The sequence below is a fragment of the Sphingomonas sp. CCH9-E2 genome (genome assembly GCF_001557215.1).
In the GTDB taxonomy this organism is placed as follows: Bacteria; Pseudomonadota; Alphaproteobacteria; order Sphingomonadales; family Sphingomonadaceae; genus Sphingomonas.
Window position 1 is genome coordinate 1 of sequence record NZ_LSJM01000321.1, and the last position, 13,954, is coordinate 13,954.

General features: G+C 67.9%; 15 protein-coding genes and 2 pseudogenes. 4 read left to right on the plus strand and 13 right to left on the minus strand.

The features are described 5' to 3' along the window. The 7 genes from AX681_RS15270 to AX681_RS15300 all read right to left on the minus strand — a co-directional run. The coding region (locus tag AX681_RS15270; RefSeq protein ID WP_156442505.1) for an NAD(P)H-hydrate epimerase at window positions 1-804 on the minus strand (804 nt) is incomplete at its 3' end. After that, window positions 804-1,511, minus strand: a complete 708-nt coding sequence (locus AX681_RS15275; RefSeq protein ID WP_443026111.1) for an N-acetylmuramoyl-L-alanine amidase — start codon at window positions 1,509-1,511, stop codon at window positions 804-806. The genes AX681_RS15275 and AX681_RS15270, both read right to left, overlap by 1 nt. Window positions 1,512-1,566: 55 nt before the next feature. After that, window positions 1,567-2,427 (minus strand): CheR family methyltransferase, encoded by an 861-nt coding sequence (locus AX681_RS15280; protein ID WP_066655505.1) that lies wholly within the window; start codon window positions 2,425-2,427, stop codon window positions 1,567-1,569. Beyond that, complete coding sequence (locus tag AX681_RS15285) at window positions 2,424-3,485, minus strand: chemotaxis protein CheB (protein ID WP_066655509.1); 1,062 nt, start codon at window positions 3,483-3,485, stop codon at window positions 2,424-2,426. Before AX681_RS15285 ends, AX681_RS15280 begins: the two co-directional genes overlap by 4 nt. A gap of 12 nt (window positions 3,486-3,497) precedes the next feature. Beyond that, the gene (locus AX681_RS15290) at window positions 3,498-3,863 is read right to left on the minus strand and encodes a response regulator (protein ID WP_066655511.1); all 366 of its coding nucleotides are present in this window, start codon (window positions 3,861-3,863) and stop codon (window positions 3,498-3,500) included. A gap of 74 nt (window positions 3,864-3,937) precedes the next feature. Further along, window positions 3,938-4,372, minus strand: coding sequence for a chemotaxis protein CheW (locus tag AX681_RS15295; protein ID WP_066655514.1), 435 nt, complete (start codon window positions 4,370-4,372; stop codon window positions 3,938-3,940). Continuing rightward, window positions 4,369-6,678 carry a chemotaxis protein CheA gene (locus AX681_RS15300; RefSeq protein ID WP_066655517.1) on the minus strand — a complete coding sequence of 770 codons (2,310 nt, stop codon included), beginning with the start codon at window positions 6,676-6,678 and terminating at the stop codon, window positions 4,369-4,371. Before AX681_RS15300 ends, AX681_RS15295 begins: the two co-directional genes overlap by 4 nt. Window positions 6,679-6,935: 257 nt before the next feature. Here AX681_RS15300 and AX681_RS15305 point away from each other — a divergent pair, with 257 nt between their 5' ends. Then, on the plus strand, window positions 6,936-7,907 hold the full coding sequence (locus AX681_RS15305) for a helix-turn-helix transcriptional regulator (RefSeq protein ID WP_156442507.1): 972 nt from the start codon (window positions 6,936-6,938) through the stop codon (window positions 7,905-7,907). Window positions 7,908-8,000: 93 nt separating this feature from the next. Here AX681_RS15305 and AX681_RS15310 read toward each other — a convergent pair whose 3' ends face one another. From AX681_RS15310 to AX681_RS15325, 4 genes are all read right to left on the minus strand, one after another. Beyond that, window positions 8,001-8,261, minus strand: coding sequence for a helix-turn-helix domain-containing protein (locus AX681_RS15310; RefSeq protein WP_082737766.1), 261 nt, complete (start codon window positions 8,259-8,261; stop codon window positions 8,001-8,003). A 64-nt stretch (window positions 8,262-8,325) separates the two neighbouring features. Then, window positions 8,326-8,988: a glutathione S-transferase gene (locus AX681_RS15315; RefSeq protein WP_231733615.1), complete on the minus strand. Its 663-nt coding sequence runs from the start codon at window positions 8,986-8,988 to the stop codon at window positions 8,326-8,328. Further along, window positions 8,951-9,895: an oxygen-dependent tRNA uridine(34) hydroxylase TrhO gene (gene trhO, locus AX681_RS15320; protein ID WP_066655526.1), complete on the minus strand. Its 945-nt coding sequence runs from the start codon at window positions 9,893-9,895 to the stop codon at window positions 8,951-8,953. The genes AX681_RS15315 and trhO overlap by 38 nt, the downstream gene beginning before the upstream one ends. Further along, window positions 9,895-10,539, minus strand: coding sequence for a histidine phosphotransferase family protein (locus tag AX681_RS15325; protein WP_066655533.1), 645 nt, complete (start codon window positions 10,537-10,539; stop codon window positions 9,895-9,897). The genes trhO and AX681_RS15325 overlap by 1 nt, the downstream gene beginning before the upstream one ends. 132 nt (window positions 10,540-10,671) lie before the next feature. Here AX681_RS15325 and AX681_RS15330 point away from each other — a divergent pair, with 132 nt between their 5' ends. Then, window positions 10,672-11,934, plus strand: coding sequence for a serine hydrolase domain-containing protein (locus AX681_RS15330; RefSeq protein WP_231734978.1), 1,263 nt, complete (start codon window positions 10,672-10,674; stop codon window positions 11,932-11,934). A 1-nt stretch (window position 11,935) separates the two neighbouring features. On the opposite strand, the pseudogene AX681_RS15335 reads toward AX681_RS15330, so the two are convergent. Beyond that, window positions 11,936-12,312: pseudogene (locus tag AX681_RS15335) on the minus strand (winged helix-turn-helix transcriptional regulator). A 102-nt stretch (window positions 12,313-12,414) separates the two neighbouring features. On the opposite strand from AX681_RS15335, the gene AX681_RS15340 reads away from it, so the two are divergent. Then, entirely contained in the window at window positions 12,415-13,176 is a 762-nt protein-coding gene (locus tag AX681_RS15340) for an SDR family oxidoreductase (protein WP_066658555.1), read from the plus strand. A gap of 49 nt (window positions 13,177-13,225) precedes the next feature. On the opposite strand, the gene AX681_RS15345 is transcribed toward AX681_RS15340, so the two are convergent. Continuing rightward, complete coding sequence (locus AX681_RS15345) at window positions 13,226-13,618, minus strand: M67 family metallopeptidase (protein WP_066658552.1); 393 nt, start codon at window positions 13,616-13,618, stop codon at window positions 13,226-13,228. An 18-nt stretch (window positions 13,619-13,636) separates the two neighbouring features. Between AX681_RS15345 and AX681_RS15350 the strand changes: the two are divergent. Then, window positions 13,637-13,954, plus strand: a pseudogene (locus tag AX681_RS15350) (RluA family pseudouridine synthase); the annotation flags it as partial.

Consider the following 13,954-nt stretch of genomic DNA (forward strand, 5'->3'; position numbering starts at 1 on the left):
CCCGCCGGTCAGCAGCAGCACATATCCTGCACCCGCGCGATAGGCCGCCCGCGCCGCCAGCTCCGACGCCCCATGCATCGGGCCGGAAACGACCGCGACCATGCCGCGCGAATATTTGTGCGCGTCGGCTCCCGGCACCCGGAGGCTCGGTTGTCGCAGCGTGCGGACATCAGCCTCGATTGCGCCCAGCCCGATCTCGACCAGCCGCACGACTCCGCACAGCGCGGCGACCGGCTGCAGCACATGAGCTGGCTTGAGCGCACCCAGCGCCAGCGTCACATCGAAGCGCGGAAGTGCCGCGCCGAAATCTCCGCCGGCATCGGACTCCGCCCCGCTCGGCAGATCGACGGCGACCGACAGACGCGCGCGATCGAACAGTGCGGGCAGCATCCCGGTAACCTCGGAGTCCAGCGTGCGGGTCAGCCCCGTCCCGAACAGCGCATCGACAAGCACGGGCGCAGGCTCGGTCGCGTCGGTCAGAGCCTCAACCACCCCGCCCCACGCCGCCCGTGCCCCAGCCGCAGCCTCGGTCTTCGGTTCGCCCAGCGCCGCCACCCGCACCGGCACGCCACGGCTCGCCAGCACGCGCGCCGCGACATAGCCGTCGCCGCCATTATTGCCCGGCCCGCACAGGATCAGCACCTCGCTGCCCGCCGCAAGCCGGTGAACCCATTCGGCAATGCCCGCGCCCGCGCGCTCCATCAGGTCGGCGACGCTCAACCCGTCAGCGATCGCCCGTTCCTCCGCGGCGCGCATGGCGGCGGCGGTCAGGATCGGCGCCCCTTCGGGCACGCTCGAAAACATCAGTCGTCGCCCTGGGGCTTGGGCAGCAGCAGCGCGAGCAATAGCATGCGGCACTCGGCATCGATCGTGCCGTCGATCAGCTCGGGGCGGAAGCGCCGCTGAAACGCCACCACCGCCGCCAGCGGATCGCGCACGTCATAGCCGAAGCGCTCGAGCGCGAGCAGGAAGCCCGCATCGGTCCAGCCCGGGTCCATCAGATTCTTGGTCGGACGCGGCAGCGCGAGCCGCAGCCGCGCGAGCTTGCCCCAGGGGAACAGCTCGCCCGGGTCCTGCTTGCGGGTCGGGGCGATGTCGGAATGGCCGACGACATTGCCGCGCGTGATGCCGTAACGCTCCTTGATATCCGCGACGAGGCGGATCACCGCGTCGATCTGTTCGTCGGGGTACGGGCGATAGCCATATTCATGGCCGGGATTGACGATCTCGATCCCCACCGACGCCGAATTGACGTCGGTCACGCCGCGCCAGTGCGATCCGCCGGCGTGCCATGCGCGCTTGTCCTCCGGCACCAGGCGCACGACCTGACCATCCTCTGCCACCAGATAATGGCTGGACACGCCAAAGGTGGGATCGCGCAGCCGCTCGATCGCCTCCTCCGCGTTGCGCATGCCGGTATAGTGCAGCACGATCATGCTGATAGGCAGCACGCGCTCGCCGAAATTGGGCGATGGTGCGTCGATGATGTTCAGCTCGGCCCGGTCCTGCATGGGGTGCAGGGATGCGGCGGCGCGCGCCGAAACGCAAGCCGGTTGAAACCCGGTGTCAGCCGAACGCGCGCGCCGGCGGGACGCAGCGTGCCGGATCGGCGCGATACAGGCCGCGGATCCGCGTGCACGGGACGAACGCGTCGGTCTGCCCGATCACCGTCTCCCCCGCGCCGAGCAGCAGCGCGCCGCCATCGCGGATCGCGCTGCGCAACGTCTGATAGGCGCGGGCGCGCATTGCCGGCGGGAAATAGAACAGCACGTTGCGGCACAGCACGAGGTCGAACTTGCCCGGCGGTGCGGCGTCCTGCGCCAGATTGTGGCGGCGGAACTGGATACGGCGAGCGAGTTCGGGGCGGACGACCCATTCGGTGCCGTCCTGATCGAACCAGGTCATCATGCGCCGGATCGGCAGCCCGCGCTGGATTTCGAACTGCGAAAACCGGCCCGCGCGCGCGCGATCGACTGTGGCCGCCGACACGTCGGTCGCGACGATCTCCGGAACCGGCAGGCCGCGCGCGACATAGGCTTCCTCGAACAGCATCGCGAGCGAATAAGGTTCCTGCCCGGTCGAACAGCCGGCCGACCAGATGCGTAGCCGCCGCCCCGGCTGTTCCGCCACCATTACAGCCGCCGCTTCGACCACCAGTTCCAGCACGCCGGGGTCGCGGAAGAAGGAGGTTTCGTTGTTGAGCAGCGCATCGACCACCGCGTCGGCGAGCGGACCGGGGGCGCTGCTGGTCAGGCGCGCGATGAGCGCATCGACGCTGTCGAGCCCATGGGCGCGCAGCACCGTCTTCAGCGCAGTCTCGATCCGCCACGCGCGGTTCGCCGCGATCTGCTGGCCGGTGCGCTGTTCGAGCAGTGCGCCGATGACATTGATGGCACCGGACGAAGCAAAGGGCTGGGCTGCGCTCATCCGCGCGGACGCCGCTGACTGGCGACCATGCGGCCGATCTCGTCGGGGGGCAGCACCGCGCTGGCGCTCGCCGCGACGGCGCCGGGCATGCCCCACACGACCGAGCTTGCCCGGTCCTGCGCCAGGATCGCGCCGCCCGCGTCGACCAGGGTGCGCGCGCCGATCGACCCGTCGCGGCCCATGCCCGACAGCATCACGCCAAGACCGCGCTTGCCGAACACATCCGCCACGGAATCCAGCATCGGATCGACCGATGGCATGCAGCCACTTGCGACGCGCTCGTCGGACAGGCGGATCACCACCCCGTCATGCGCCCGGACGCAGCGGATATGTGCATGGCCCGGCGCGACCAGCATCCGCCCGGGACGCACCCGCATCAGATCCTCGGCCACCTCGCACGGCCGCCCGGCGAGCACCGCGAGTTGTGCTGCGAAGTAACTCATGAACGATGCCGGCAGATGCTGGGTCACCAGGATCGGGACCTCGAAGCTCGGCGGGATCGCGCGCAGCATCTGGCTGAGTGCATGGATGCCGCCGGTCGATGCGCCGACCGCGACGATGTCGAACTCCTGCGGGACGGGGAGCGGGACCGGGTGCGGCCCGACCGGATCATGCGCGCGGTCGGTGAGGCGGTTGAGCCGCTCTTCCAGCGTGTCTGCGAACTTGCCCGCAAAGCTCCCGACACCCGGTTTGACCAATGTGTCGGCGGCGCCCAGCGCGAGCGCCTGAACGGCGGCGGCAGCGCCACGCTCTGCGGCGGAGGAGACGACAAGGATCTTCGCCCCCTGCCCCGCGACCAGCAGGTCGGGCAGGCCCGTCAGACCGTGGACGCCGGGCATTTCGAGGTCGAGCAGGATCACATCGGCGCGGTTGGATGCGAGAAAGGCGAGCGCGCCCGGCACGTTGCTGACAGCGCCGACGACGGCAAAGCCGCGCATCCCCTCGATCATCCGACTCAGCACCGCGCGGGCCACCGCTGAATCATCCACGATCAGGATGCGAACGCCATCGTCGCGCGGATCCGGCTGAATGCCGGCCGCCAAAGAGCTGCCAGACATTGGATGGGTTCCTTAAGCGACGCCGACGATCTGGAGCTTGCTCTCCAGCGTTTCGCGGTCGAACGGCTTCATCACATATTCGTCGGCACCCGCCTCGATCGCCGCGCGGATATAGGCCATGCCGTTTTCAGTAGTGCAGAACACGACCTTGGGCTTGCTGGCGATGCCACTGTCCTTCAGCGCCCGCAGGAAATCCATCCCGCTCATCACGGGCATGTTCCAGTCCAGCAGCACCACGTCAGGCGATGCTTCCAGGCACGCCTCCAGCGCCTCGCGCCCGTCGCCGGCCTCGCGCACTTCGAAATTGAGCGTTTCGAGAATATGTCGCGCGACCTTTCGGATCACCTTGGAGTCATCGACGACGAGGCAGGTTTTCATACGAGACACTTCCCGGTTCTGCGGAACTGGCATTCATTATGGAAGAAACACGTAAGTAGGACGTTAATTGCGCGTCATGTGGTCGGCGCAATCGTACCGGGAATCAGCGCCGCAAGGTCGATGGTCAGGATCGGCTCGCCCTCGCGCTCGATCAGTCCGCGCCCGGCCTGCTGCCACATGCCCGACAGCGGCACGCCCGACGCCAGCGGCTGCGGCTCGAACGGCGCGACATCGTCGAGCGCATCGACCAGCATCGCATAATGATGCCCATCGACCGGCGTGATCACCGCGCGGCCACCACTGCCCTCGCCCGGCTCCAGGCCCAGCGCGGCGCGGGTGTCGATCACCGTGACCACCCGGCTGCGCAGTGCAGCAAGGCCCCGGACATGGCCCTGCGCCCGCGGCACCGCGACGATATTGCCGATATCGACCACCGACTCGACCTGATTGGCGTCGATCGCGACCGACTGTCCCGCGATTTGCGCGATCAGGAACAGCTGTTCGGTCATCGCGCGCCTCCCTGCGCAACTTCGGCGATCGCGCCGAGCAGCGCCTCCCGGTCATAGCGGTAAATGGTCCCGTCGCTGCCGCCGCGCTTGCGGCTGCGCAGCCGCACCACCGGCGCGGCCGCTATGCCCTCGGGCTCGGCGTCGAGCGTCAGCACGACCTGCGCCGCTTCACCCGGGTTCAGCGCCGTCACGACGCGATAGCCCGCGCCTTCCAGCAGCGGCTGAACGAAAGTGCCGAGCCAGCCCGTGTCCCCGCCGCCGAGCAGGCACACCGGCGCGACCGCATCGTCCGCCTCCGCCTCGCCATGTTCGCCGAACAGCCATAGCGGATCGAGTATCTCGACCGGCTCACCGTCGATCAGCGCCACGCCTGCGACCGGCCCGGGCACGGTTGCCGGCGCGATTTCCGCCGGCATCGCGACGATGTCTGCCGGTTCGGCGATGGCATAGGCAATCTCGGTCACCCCGTCGCGCAGGCGCAGGATCGATCCGGTGCGCTTGGGGTCAGCGCGCTCGACCGCCGCAACCGGCACGATACGCGCGTCGATCGTCAGGCGCAGGCGGCCCGCGCTGCGGTGGATCGCGCCCGCGCCGACCTTCTCGATCCGGTCGACCACTTCCAGCGGCACGGCACGCCGCGCGCCGTCGAGATCGGCGAACACCAATGCCAGCGCGCCATCGTCGAGCGTTTCGGCCTCTTCCTCGATCTCGACCTCGCGCACCCGTTCGAATTGCAGCCCGGCATCGCGCGCCAGCCCGGCGCAATCGAGCAGCAGCATCGGGCAGCCGCTGTCGGGCAGAGTCTGGCCGGCATAGATGCCCGTCGCCATGATCGCCGGCGCCGCCGGCTTGATCACCAGTTCTTCATTGTCGAGCACATCATCGACCCGCAGCGCATAGCTGCCCTCGCCCATGCTGACGATCGCGACCATCGGATAGCCGCCGGTCACTGCAGGCGTGAGGCCGAGCTGATCGGCGAGCACGATCATCGGCAGCCGCCGGTCGCGCAACGTCACCACCCAGGCGCTGCCGATGCGATCGACGCGGATCGCGTCGCTGCGTTCGCTGACGATCTCCTCGATCGCCTGGCGCGGGATCGCGAAGGACTGGCCCCCTGCCCCCACGACGATGGTCGGAATGATCGACAGCGTCAGTGGAACGTGGATCAGGATACGCAGGCCCCGGCCCGGATCATTGTGCAGTTCGACGCGCCCGCCAATCTGCTCGATCGCCGCGCGCACCACGTCCATGCCCACGCCGCGCCCCGAAATCTCGGTCACTTCATCCTTGGTCGACAGCCCCGGCTCAAAGATCAGCGCCAGCTTGGCGCGCTCGCCCAGCGCGCGCAGCTCGCGCTCGTCGCGGCCGTGATCCGCGAGTTTGCGGATCACGCGCTCGACATCGATGCCGCGCCCGTCGTCGGACACTTCGACCACGATCTGATTGCCCGACTGGCGCGCAGATACGGTCAGGCGGCCATTTTCGCGCTTCCCCGCCGCGCGGCGTTCGGCCGGATGTTCGATGCCATGGTCGATCGAATTGCGGATGATGTGGACCAGCGGATCGCGCAGCACCTCGATCATCTCGCGGTCCAGCTCGACCTCGGCACCCTCGACATGCAGCAGCACCGATTTGCCCAGCCCCGCCGCCGTATCGCGCACCATGCGCGGCAGGGCGGAGAACAACGCGTCGATCTTCTGCATCCGCGTGCGCGTCACCGTGTCGCGCAGATCGGCGACGGTCGCCGACATCCGCTCCAGTGCGGCCTCAACCTGCGGATCAACCTCGGCGCTACGCAGGCGGCGCGAGAGTTCGTTGCGCGCGAGCACCATGTCGGACATGCCGCTCATCATCCGGTCGAGCAAATCGACGTTCAGGCGCACGCTGCGGCTCTGGGCGCGTTGCGCGACCGGCGCGGTCGGCTGGGCGACCTCCGCCGTCCCGCCCGCCAGCGCGGCAATCAGCAAATCTTCTTCGGTATCGTCCAGCGCAGCCCCGGCATCGATCGCTTCGACAATCTCCCCGATCCGGTCGACCACGCCGAGCACGGCATTGACCAGCGCGCGATCCGGCACGCGCTCGCCCGCGCGCACATCGGCGAGCACATCCTCCGCCGCATGGCTGAGCCGCGCCAACCGCGGCAGATCGAGAAAGCCGCAGCTGCCCTTGACCGTATGGACGAAGCGGAAGATCGCATCGAGCCGCTCCCGGTCGTGCGGCGACGCCTCCCAGGCGACGATCTCGCCCGACAGTGCCTCCAGCGTTTCCCGCGTCTCGGCAATGAATTCCTGTAACAGATCGTCCACGGGCGCCCCCACACGTCCCGGCGGTCATGGCATCGCTACGGTTAACAGGGAGTTAGGAGGGGGTCCGCGCGGACCGCAGAGTCCCCGGCGGGACGTGCAAAGTTCCCGATCCACAAATCAAGTCGCGCGCCAGCCGATCGCGCGATACTCCCGTATTTACACGGAGTGCCGGTGACCGGAAAATACCTATACTCAAAATAGGACCAGGAAATTCAGGAGCCAGCAAGGCTCCATCTCCTGGCGGGAAGGGGGTGACAGTGTCGACGCGACTTGACCGGATGCGTCTCAATTGCCGCCTCGTCACGCGCGTGCTTGGCGAACAAGTATTTGCCGCGACTCTCGATTTGGGTAACCGGCTGCCGGCCGAACTGGTCCGCGCGCGGATGGTCTGCATTCCGATCCTGATTTCCGTCACCCGCGATCTGATCGATCGCAAGATGCGCGGCCCGGCGGTGGCGCGCGGCCCGTCGATCAATGCCATTGCCGCGTCGCTGAACCTCCCGTTCGAAACCGTGCGGCGCAACGTGCAACGCATGGTCGAGCTGGGTTGGCTCGCAATCGATCTAGGCGGCGGCGTGTCGCTGCCCGAACCGATGCCACGGGCGCTGGCCGACTGGTGCGTCGATCTCGGCCGCCGTCTGCGCCGTGCCGCCGCAACGATGGAGACGTTGGGCGCGAGCGACCCCGGCGCGCTTGGTGCCGGCACCTGCGACAATAGCTGCACGCTGGCGGCCCTCGACCTGTTCCTGATCATGGCCGGGACGTCGCAGCATTTTCAGCTGCGCTATACCGAATTGTTTCTGGTCCATTTCGTCTGTTCGGCCAGCGTCGTGCACCTCAACGACGAACCGCCGGGAACGATGCCCTTCGCGCGTGTAGACACCGCACCAGACTCGACCCAGCGCCTCTTCGTGCCGATGTCGGATCTTGCGCGATTGCTCGGAATCTCACGTTCGACGATCTATCGCCTCGTTTCCGATGCGGCGGGCGCGGAGCTGTTCGAGCGTCGCGGGAACGGCGTCCGCGCGTCGGACCGTTTCCTCACCAGCCCAGCCTATATCGAGGCGCTGGAGCTGATCGCCGGGCGCACCGCGACCTTGTTATCACGGGTCGAGCGGCACCGCTGCGGAATGGGCTGCACGGCGCTTGACCATGTGCTCCGCAGACCGCGGCCGTGGCGGCAGAGCGAGGGCGCCGTTCAACACGTCCAACATGCGGCAATGGGCTGAGCCGCGCAGCGCGCTCAGGCCAGCCAGCCGCTCCGCCGCCAGCTGATGTCGCGCGCGGCAATCTCGCGCCGCAGTAAATCGATCATCACCCCGTCATCCAGCCCCCACCGCCCGCGCATAGGCGCGCACAGCACCGATCAGGTAAACGGGGGCGGCAAATTCGGTATAGTCCTCGGCCTCAATCGCCGCGACAAAGGATTCGGCGAAACGCGTGACGCGCGCAATGTCGGCCAGCTCAAGCCCCCGGCGGTCCCGTTCCGCCGCCAGCACCGCACCGCACGACGCGCCCGGCGCGACAGCCGTGTCACCGAGATCCATGGGCAACGACGGAAGGGGGAACTCGGCGTTAAACATGCGGCGGCTCCTGTGGGTCGCGCCGGCTAATGAAAAGGCTTACAGCCCGCAACGACAACGATACTCATTTTGGTACCGTAACGATTGGCTCAGTGTGCGGAGCCCGCCACTGCTCCCGCACCGCCATCACGCGCGCGAACAGAGCTGACCCGAGAAACGCCTCAAGCCAAGCGTAAACCCGGGCCAGATCCTGCGCCGCGAACCAGTCGCGATCCACCGCTGCAAATTGCCGCACGAAGGGCAGGATTGCCGCGTCGGCGAGGCCAAAGTGCGCGCCGCTTAGATAGGGCTGGGCGGCGAGCCGCGCCTCAAGCCCGTGCAGAATCGCCAGCGCCGCCGTGCGGTGATCGACCCCGTCCGCCGGATAGCGGTCGGGATATTTGTAGCGGTCTAGGTGATGCTTGAACGCGCCGTCATTGGTCGCGATCAACTCAACATCATCGCCCGCCAGCCAGCGCTCGGGATCGTTCCGCGCCAGCGCCCAGCGCATGATGTCGATGCTCTCGTCGATCACCGCGCCATCGGGCAGCACCAGCACCGGCACTGTCCCCTTCGGCGATGCGGCGAGCATCTCCGCCGGCTTGTCGCGCAGCTTGACCTCGCGATGTTCCACCGCCGTCTCGCTCACCGCCAGCGCGAGTCGCGCCCGGATCGCATAGGGGCAGCGGCGGAAGCTGTAGAGGATCGGGTCAGTCAGCGCCGGGTTCCGGGAACACGGCGCCGACATGCGCCTCGCCGCGCTGCGCCGCCAGCTGCGCCTGGCGATGCCGCTCGGCATAGCTGGCGCGCTGCTCCTCGGTGCGCGTGCCGATACAGGCGGGGCAGCTCACCCCCTCGACATAGTCCGGCGACTGCCGCGCCTCCGGGCTGACCGGCATCCGGCACGCGCGGCACAGGACATGGTCGCCGACCTCAAGCCCGTGTTTCACCGCCACCCGCTCGTCGAACACGAAGCATTCGCCGTCCCACAGGCTGCGGTCCTGCGGCACCTGCTCGAGATAGGCGAGGATACCGCCCTTGAGGTGATAGACCTGATCCACCCCCTCGGCCTTGGCGAACGCGGTCGATTTCTCGCAGCGGATGCCGCCGGTGCAGAACATCGCGATCTTGGGCGTCCGCCCCTCCGCCTCGATCTCCGCACGCTTGGCGCGGAACCAGTCGGGAAACTCGCTGAAGCTGCGCGTCTTCGGGTCGATCGCCCCGCGAAAGGTGCCGATCGCCACTTCGTAATCGTTGCGCGTATCGATCAGCACCGTGTCGGGATCGGCGATCAGGTCGTTCCACTCGGTCGGCGCGACATAATGGCCGACGCCCGCCAACGGATCGATATCCGGTTGGCCCATCGTCACGATCTCGCGCTTCAGCCGCACCTTCATCCGGTGGAACGGCATCGCCGCGGCGTGCGAGAATTTGACGTCGATGTCGGCGCAGCCGGGCAGCGCGCGGACATGCGCCAGCGCCGCGTCGATTGCCGCATCGCTGCCCGCGATCGTCCCGTTGATTCCCTCACGTGCCAGCAGCAGCGTGCCCTTCACCCCCTGCGCGACGCACAGGTCTAGCAACGGACCGCGAATGGCCGCCGGATCGTCGAACCGGGTAAACTGGTACAGCGCCGCGACGCGCACTTGGCTCATCAGGCGACCTTGAACGCTGCCCCGAACAGCAGCACGTCGGCGTCGGGCGGCGAAACCTGCAGTTCGCCCCCACCCTGCGTCACCAGCTGGTGCACCAGATAGGCCGCCGCCGCGCGCGGGGTCACCGGCGAGTCGCCCGTGTCGCCGCTCAGCGCGCCACGCAGTTCGCCGTCCAGCACGATGCGCGGCCCCTGCGCGCGCACCACGATCTCGACCATGTCGTCGCGCGCCTCGGCACCGATATCCAGCTGGCCGCCGCGCACCAGCGCGTCGCCGCCGATCAGCGCGAGGTTGAGCAGCACCTTGATCACCTGCTTGGGCAGCACCGGATCCTCGACCATCCAGCCGATCGACACGCGGTGATTGTCGCCGAACAGCCCATCGATCGCCGCCTGCGCCTCACGCGTGTCGACGGTATCGCCAAACCCGCCCGCCGCGCCGAACGCCAGCCGGAAGAATTTCAGCTTGTTCGCGCTCGCCTTCGCGCTCTCGGCCAGCAATTCCAGGCAGCGCGCGCGCATCTCGGGATCATGCTCGTCCGCGAGCAGCTCCAGCCCGTTGTTGAGCGCGCCCACCGGGCTCAGCAGGTCATGGCACAGGCGCGAGCAGAGCAGGCTGGCAAAGTCGGTCGGCGAAATGTTCATGGATGCTCCCATTGCTCCACCGCCCCTTTGGCCCAGCCGCGCCGCCGCTGCAAGCGCGCCCTCTTCGCAAGCCACCCGTTCTTGGCTAGCGTCCGCCGCAAATCGATTGGGAGAGATTGCATGCGGCATTTCATGACAGCGTTGACGGCACTCGCGCTCACTACGACGGCGGCCCCCGCGCTCGCCCAGACGCGCGCAGCGCCAGCCGACGCGGTCAAGCTCGATACCAAGCGGATCGATGCGATGCTGGCCAAGATGATCGCCGATGGCCGCGCGGTCGGCGGGTCGGTGCTGGTGTGGAAGGACGGGCGCGAGGTGCATTTCGCGGCGCGCGGCGTCGCCGACCGTGAGGCCGCCCGGCCCTTTGCCCGCGACACGCTGGTGCAGATCTGGTCGATGACCAAGCCGGTGACTGGCGTAGCCCTCATGCAGCTGTGGGAACAGGGCAAGTTCCGCCTCGACGATCCGCTCGCCCGCTACCTCCCCGATTTTGCCAATATGCAGGTGCAGGACGGCACCGGCCCCGACGGCAAGCCGCTATGGCGTGCCGCGAGCCGCCCGATCACCATCCGCGACGTGCTGCGCCACACCGCCGGTTTCGCCTATGGCGACGGTCCGACCCCGGCGCACAAGGCGTTCGCCGCCGCCGACCCACTCAACCCGCAGAACACGCTCGCTGAATTCGGTCGTCGGCTGGCCAAGGTGCCGCTGCTGTCCGAACCCGGCACCGAATGGCATTACAGCGCCGGAGTCGATGTCCAGGCGCTGCTGGTCGAGCGCCTGTCGGGCATGAAGTTCACCGACTATGTCCAGCAGCACATCTTCGACCCGCTCAAGATGCGCGAGGCCGGCTGGCACCAGCCGATGGACCGCCTCCCCCGCTTCGCCGCGACCTATGTGAAGGGCCCGACCGGCATGACGCGCCAGCCCGAGGCGGCGATGCGGGAGCGCAACTTCCCCGGCGTGCCGCTGACCATGGGCGGCGCCGGGATCGTCGCGCCGATCGACGATTATATGCGCTTTGCCCGGATGCTGCTGAACGGCGGCGAGCTGGACGGCGCCCGCCTGCTCAAGCCCGCGACGATCCGACTGATGGCGACCGACATGCTCGACCCGGCGATCAAGGAACGCGAATGGCTGATGGGCAAGATCGACGGCGGCTTCGGCGTCAACTTCGCTGTCCGCACGGCACGGCCCGCCAGCCCTGACCGCAATCGCGGCGCAGTCGGCGAATTCTTCTGGGACGGCGCGGCGAGCACGCTGTTCTGGGTCGATCCCGCCAACAACATGGCGGTGGTGTTCTTCGTCCAGACCTTCCCGTTCGACGGCACGCTCCACACCGATATCCGCAAGGCGGTGTACGGCGCGGACTATCTGGGGCCGAAGGGCGATTGATCTATCGGTCGCGCGCGTCGAACCCGGCGCGCGCAACGCCGACCGCGTCGAGGTTGGCCTCGGCCCAATGCCATACCCCGCAGAACGCCTCGCCCAAACTCTCCCCCAGCGGGGTCAGGCGATAATCGACGCGCGGCGGGACGACCGCGTGGACCGTGCGCGTCACGAATCGTCGCGCTCCATCCGCCGCAGCGTCTGGGTCAGCATTTTCTGGCTGATCCCTGGGATCGCGCGCGAAATCTGGGTGAAGCGCATCTCGCCACCTTCATCCAGCGTTTCGAGCAGCAGCATCGTCCATTTGTCCGCCACGGTGCCGATCAGTTCATAGACCAGCGCATCGACGCGCGGGTCGCTCGCATGCCATTCGCCATTGCCCATCGCCCACACTCTCTTTTCGGTAAGTATAATTCTTTCGGGTGCCTTCTTTCGCGTCGATAGCGTCGCCCTAAATCCCCGTCACCACCTTCCATGGAGACGCAGATGAAGCACAGCGGCAACACCATCCTCATCACCGGCGGCGGATCGGGCATCGGCGAGGCGCTCGCCCATCGCCTGCACGACGCGGGCAACACCGTGATCGTCGCCGGCCGCCGCCGCGATGCGCTCGATGCCGCGATCGCCGGCCGCGCGAACATGCACGCCATGACGCTCGACATCGACAGCGCCGACGCGATCGAGGCGTTCGCCGCCGAGGTCATTGCCGCGCACACGAACCTCAACGTGCTGATCAACAATGCCGGGATCATGCGCTACGAGGATCTGTCCGCGCGCCGCGACCTGAGCGATGCCGAGGCGACGATCACCACCAATTTGCTAGGCCCGATCCGCCTTACCAACGCGCTGGTCGATCACTTGAAGGCGCAGCCCGACGCCGCGATCGTCAACGTCACCTCGGGCCTCGCCTTCGTGCCGTTGGTCATCGCCGCAACCTACAGCGCGACCAAGGCGGCAATACACAGCTACACGCTCTCGCTCCGCGACGCGCTGGCGGGATCGGTGGAAGTCATCGAACTGGCCCCGCCCGCCGTCCAGACCGACCTCACCCCCGGCCAGCGCGAACGTGCGGGCTATCAGCCGCTCGACGATTTCGCGGACGAGGTGATGGCGCTGTTTGGCCAAAAGCCGACGCCAAAGGAAGTGCTGGTCGAGCGCGTGATGCCCCTGCGCAATGCCGAGGCGGAGGGCCGCTTCGACGCGACACTCGCGCAACTCACCGCGATGGTGAAGAGCGCGCAGCACTGACCACTCCCCTTGCCCCGGCCTTGAGCCGGGGCCGGGCTTCTTCGCCCGGTCAGGCGAGTTCCACCAGCTCGAACCGCCCATGCAGCCCGTTTGCCCCCGCGCGCCACGCCGTTACCGCGTCGCCCGCGACGATCACCCACAGCTTCCCGTCCGCCGCCGCCATCGCCGCATCGGTGGCGGACGGGGTCGCGTCGCCCGAGGGGTGCGAGTGCCAATAGCCGATGACCCTGTCCCCGCCCGCCCGCTCCGCCTTCAGCGCGGCGATCAGCGCCGCCGGGTCGATCTCGAACCGCCGCGTGGGATCGTTGGACACATTGGTGGCGACACTCGCCCGTTCGATCCCATCGGACCCGAACAGCAAGCCGCACGCCTCCAGCGGCGCGGCTTCCGCCGCCGCCTGCTGGATTAGTTCGATAACACAGCTTGAAATCCGCAAACCCATGCCCATCTGCGTAGCGCAATGAACCGGGGGGTTTCCACACTCGAAGCGCGGATCGCGGATGCAGCGGATGGCTGGCGGCTCGACCGGGCTTTGGCGGATGCGCTCCCCACGCTGTCGCGGGAGCGGATCAAGGCGCTGATCTCCACCGGCAATGTCACCGGCCCCGACGGCCTTATCCGCGATCCCAAGAAGAAGGCGCCGGGCGGCGCGCGCTTCACGCTCACCGTTCCCGACCCCGAGCCTGCGCATAACGAGGCGCAGGACATCGCGCTGAACGTGGTGTTCGAGGACGAGCACCTGATCGTGATCGACAAGCAGGCGGGCCTCGTCGTCCAC

Coding starts and splice junctions, on each gene's coding strand:
- AX681_RS15275 (WP_443026111.1), bottom strand. CDS start 1,511: ATGCAGGACCGGGCCGAGCTGAACATCATCGACGCACCATCGCCCAAT.
- AX681_RS15280 (WP_066655505.1), bottom strand. CDS start 2,427: ATGAGCGCAGCCCAGCCCTTTGCTTCGTCCGGTGCCATCAATGTCATC.
- AX681_RS15285 (WP_066655509.1), bottom strand. CDS start 3,485: ATGTCTGGCAGCTCTTTGGCGGCCGGCATTCAGCCGGATCCGCGCGAC.
- AX681_RS15290 (WP_066655511.1), bottom strand. CDS start 3,863: ATGAAAACCTGCCTCGTCGTCGATGACTCCAAGGTGATCCGAAAGGTC.
- AX681_RS15295 (WP_066655514.1), bottom strand. CDS start 4,372: ATGACCGAACAGCTGTTCCTGATCGCGCAAATCGCGGGACAGTCGGTC.
- AX681_RS15310 (WP_082737766.1), bottom strand. CDS start 8,261: ATGTTTAACGCCGAGTTCCCCCTTCCGTCGTTGCCCATGGATCTCGGT.
- AX681_RS15315 (WP_231733615.1), bottom strand. CDS start 8,988: ATGTCGGCGCCGTGTTCCCGGAACCCGGCGCTGACTGACCCGATCCTC.
- trhO (WP_066655526.1), bottom strand. CDS start 9,895: ATGAGCCAAGTGCGCGTCGCGGCGCTGTACCAGTTTACCCGGTTCGAC.
- AX681_RS15325 (WP_066655533.1), bottom strand. CDS start 10,539: ATGAACATTTCGCCGACCGACTTTGCCAGCCTGCTCTGCTCGCGCCTG.
- AX681_RS15330 (WP_231734978.1), top strand. CDS start 10,672: ATGACAGCGTTGACGGCACTCGCGCTCACTACGACGGCGGCCCCCGCG.
- AX681_RS15340 (WP_066658555.1), top strand. CDS start 12,415: ATGAAGCACAGCGGCAACACCATCCTCATCACCGGCGGCGGATCGGGC.
- AX681_RS15345 (WP_066658552.1), bottom strand. CDS start 13,618: ATGGGTTTGCGGATTTCAAGCTGTGTTATCGAACTAATCCAGCAGGCG.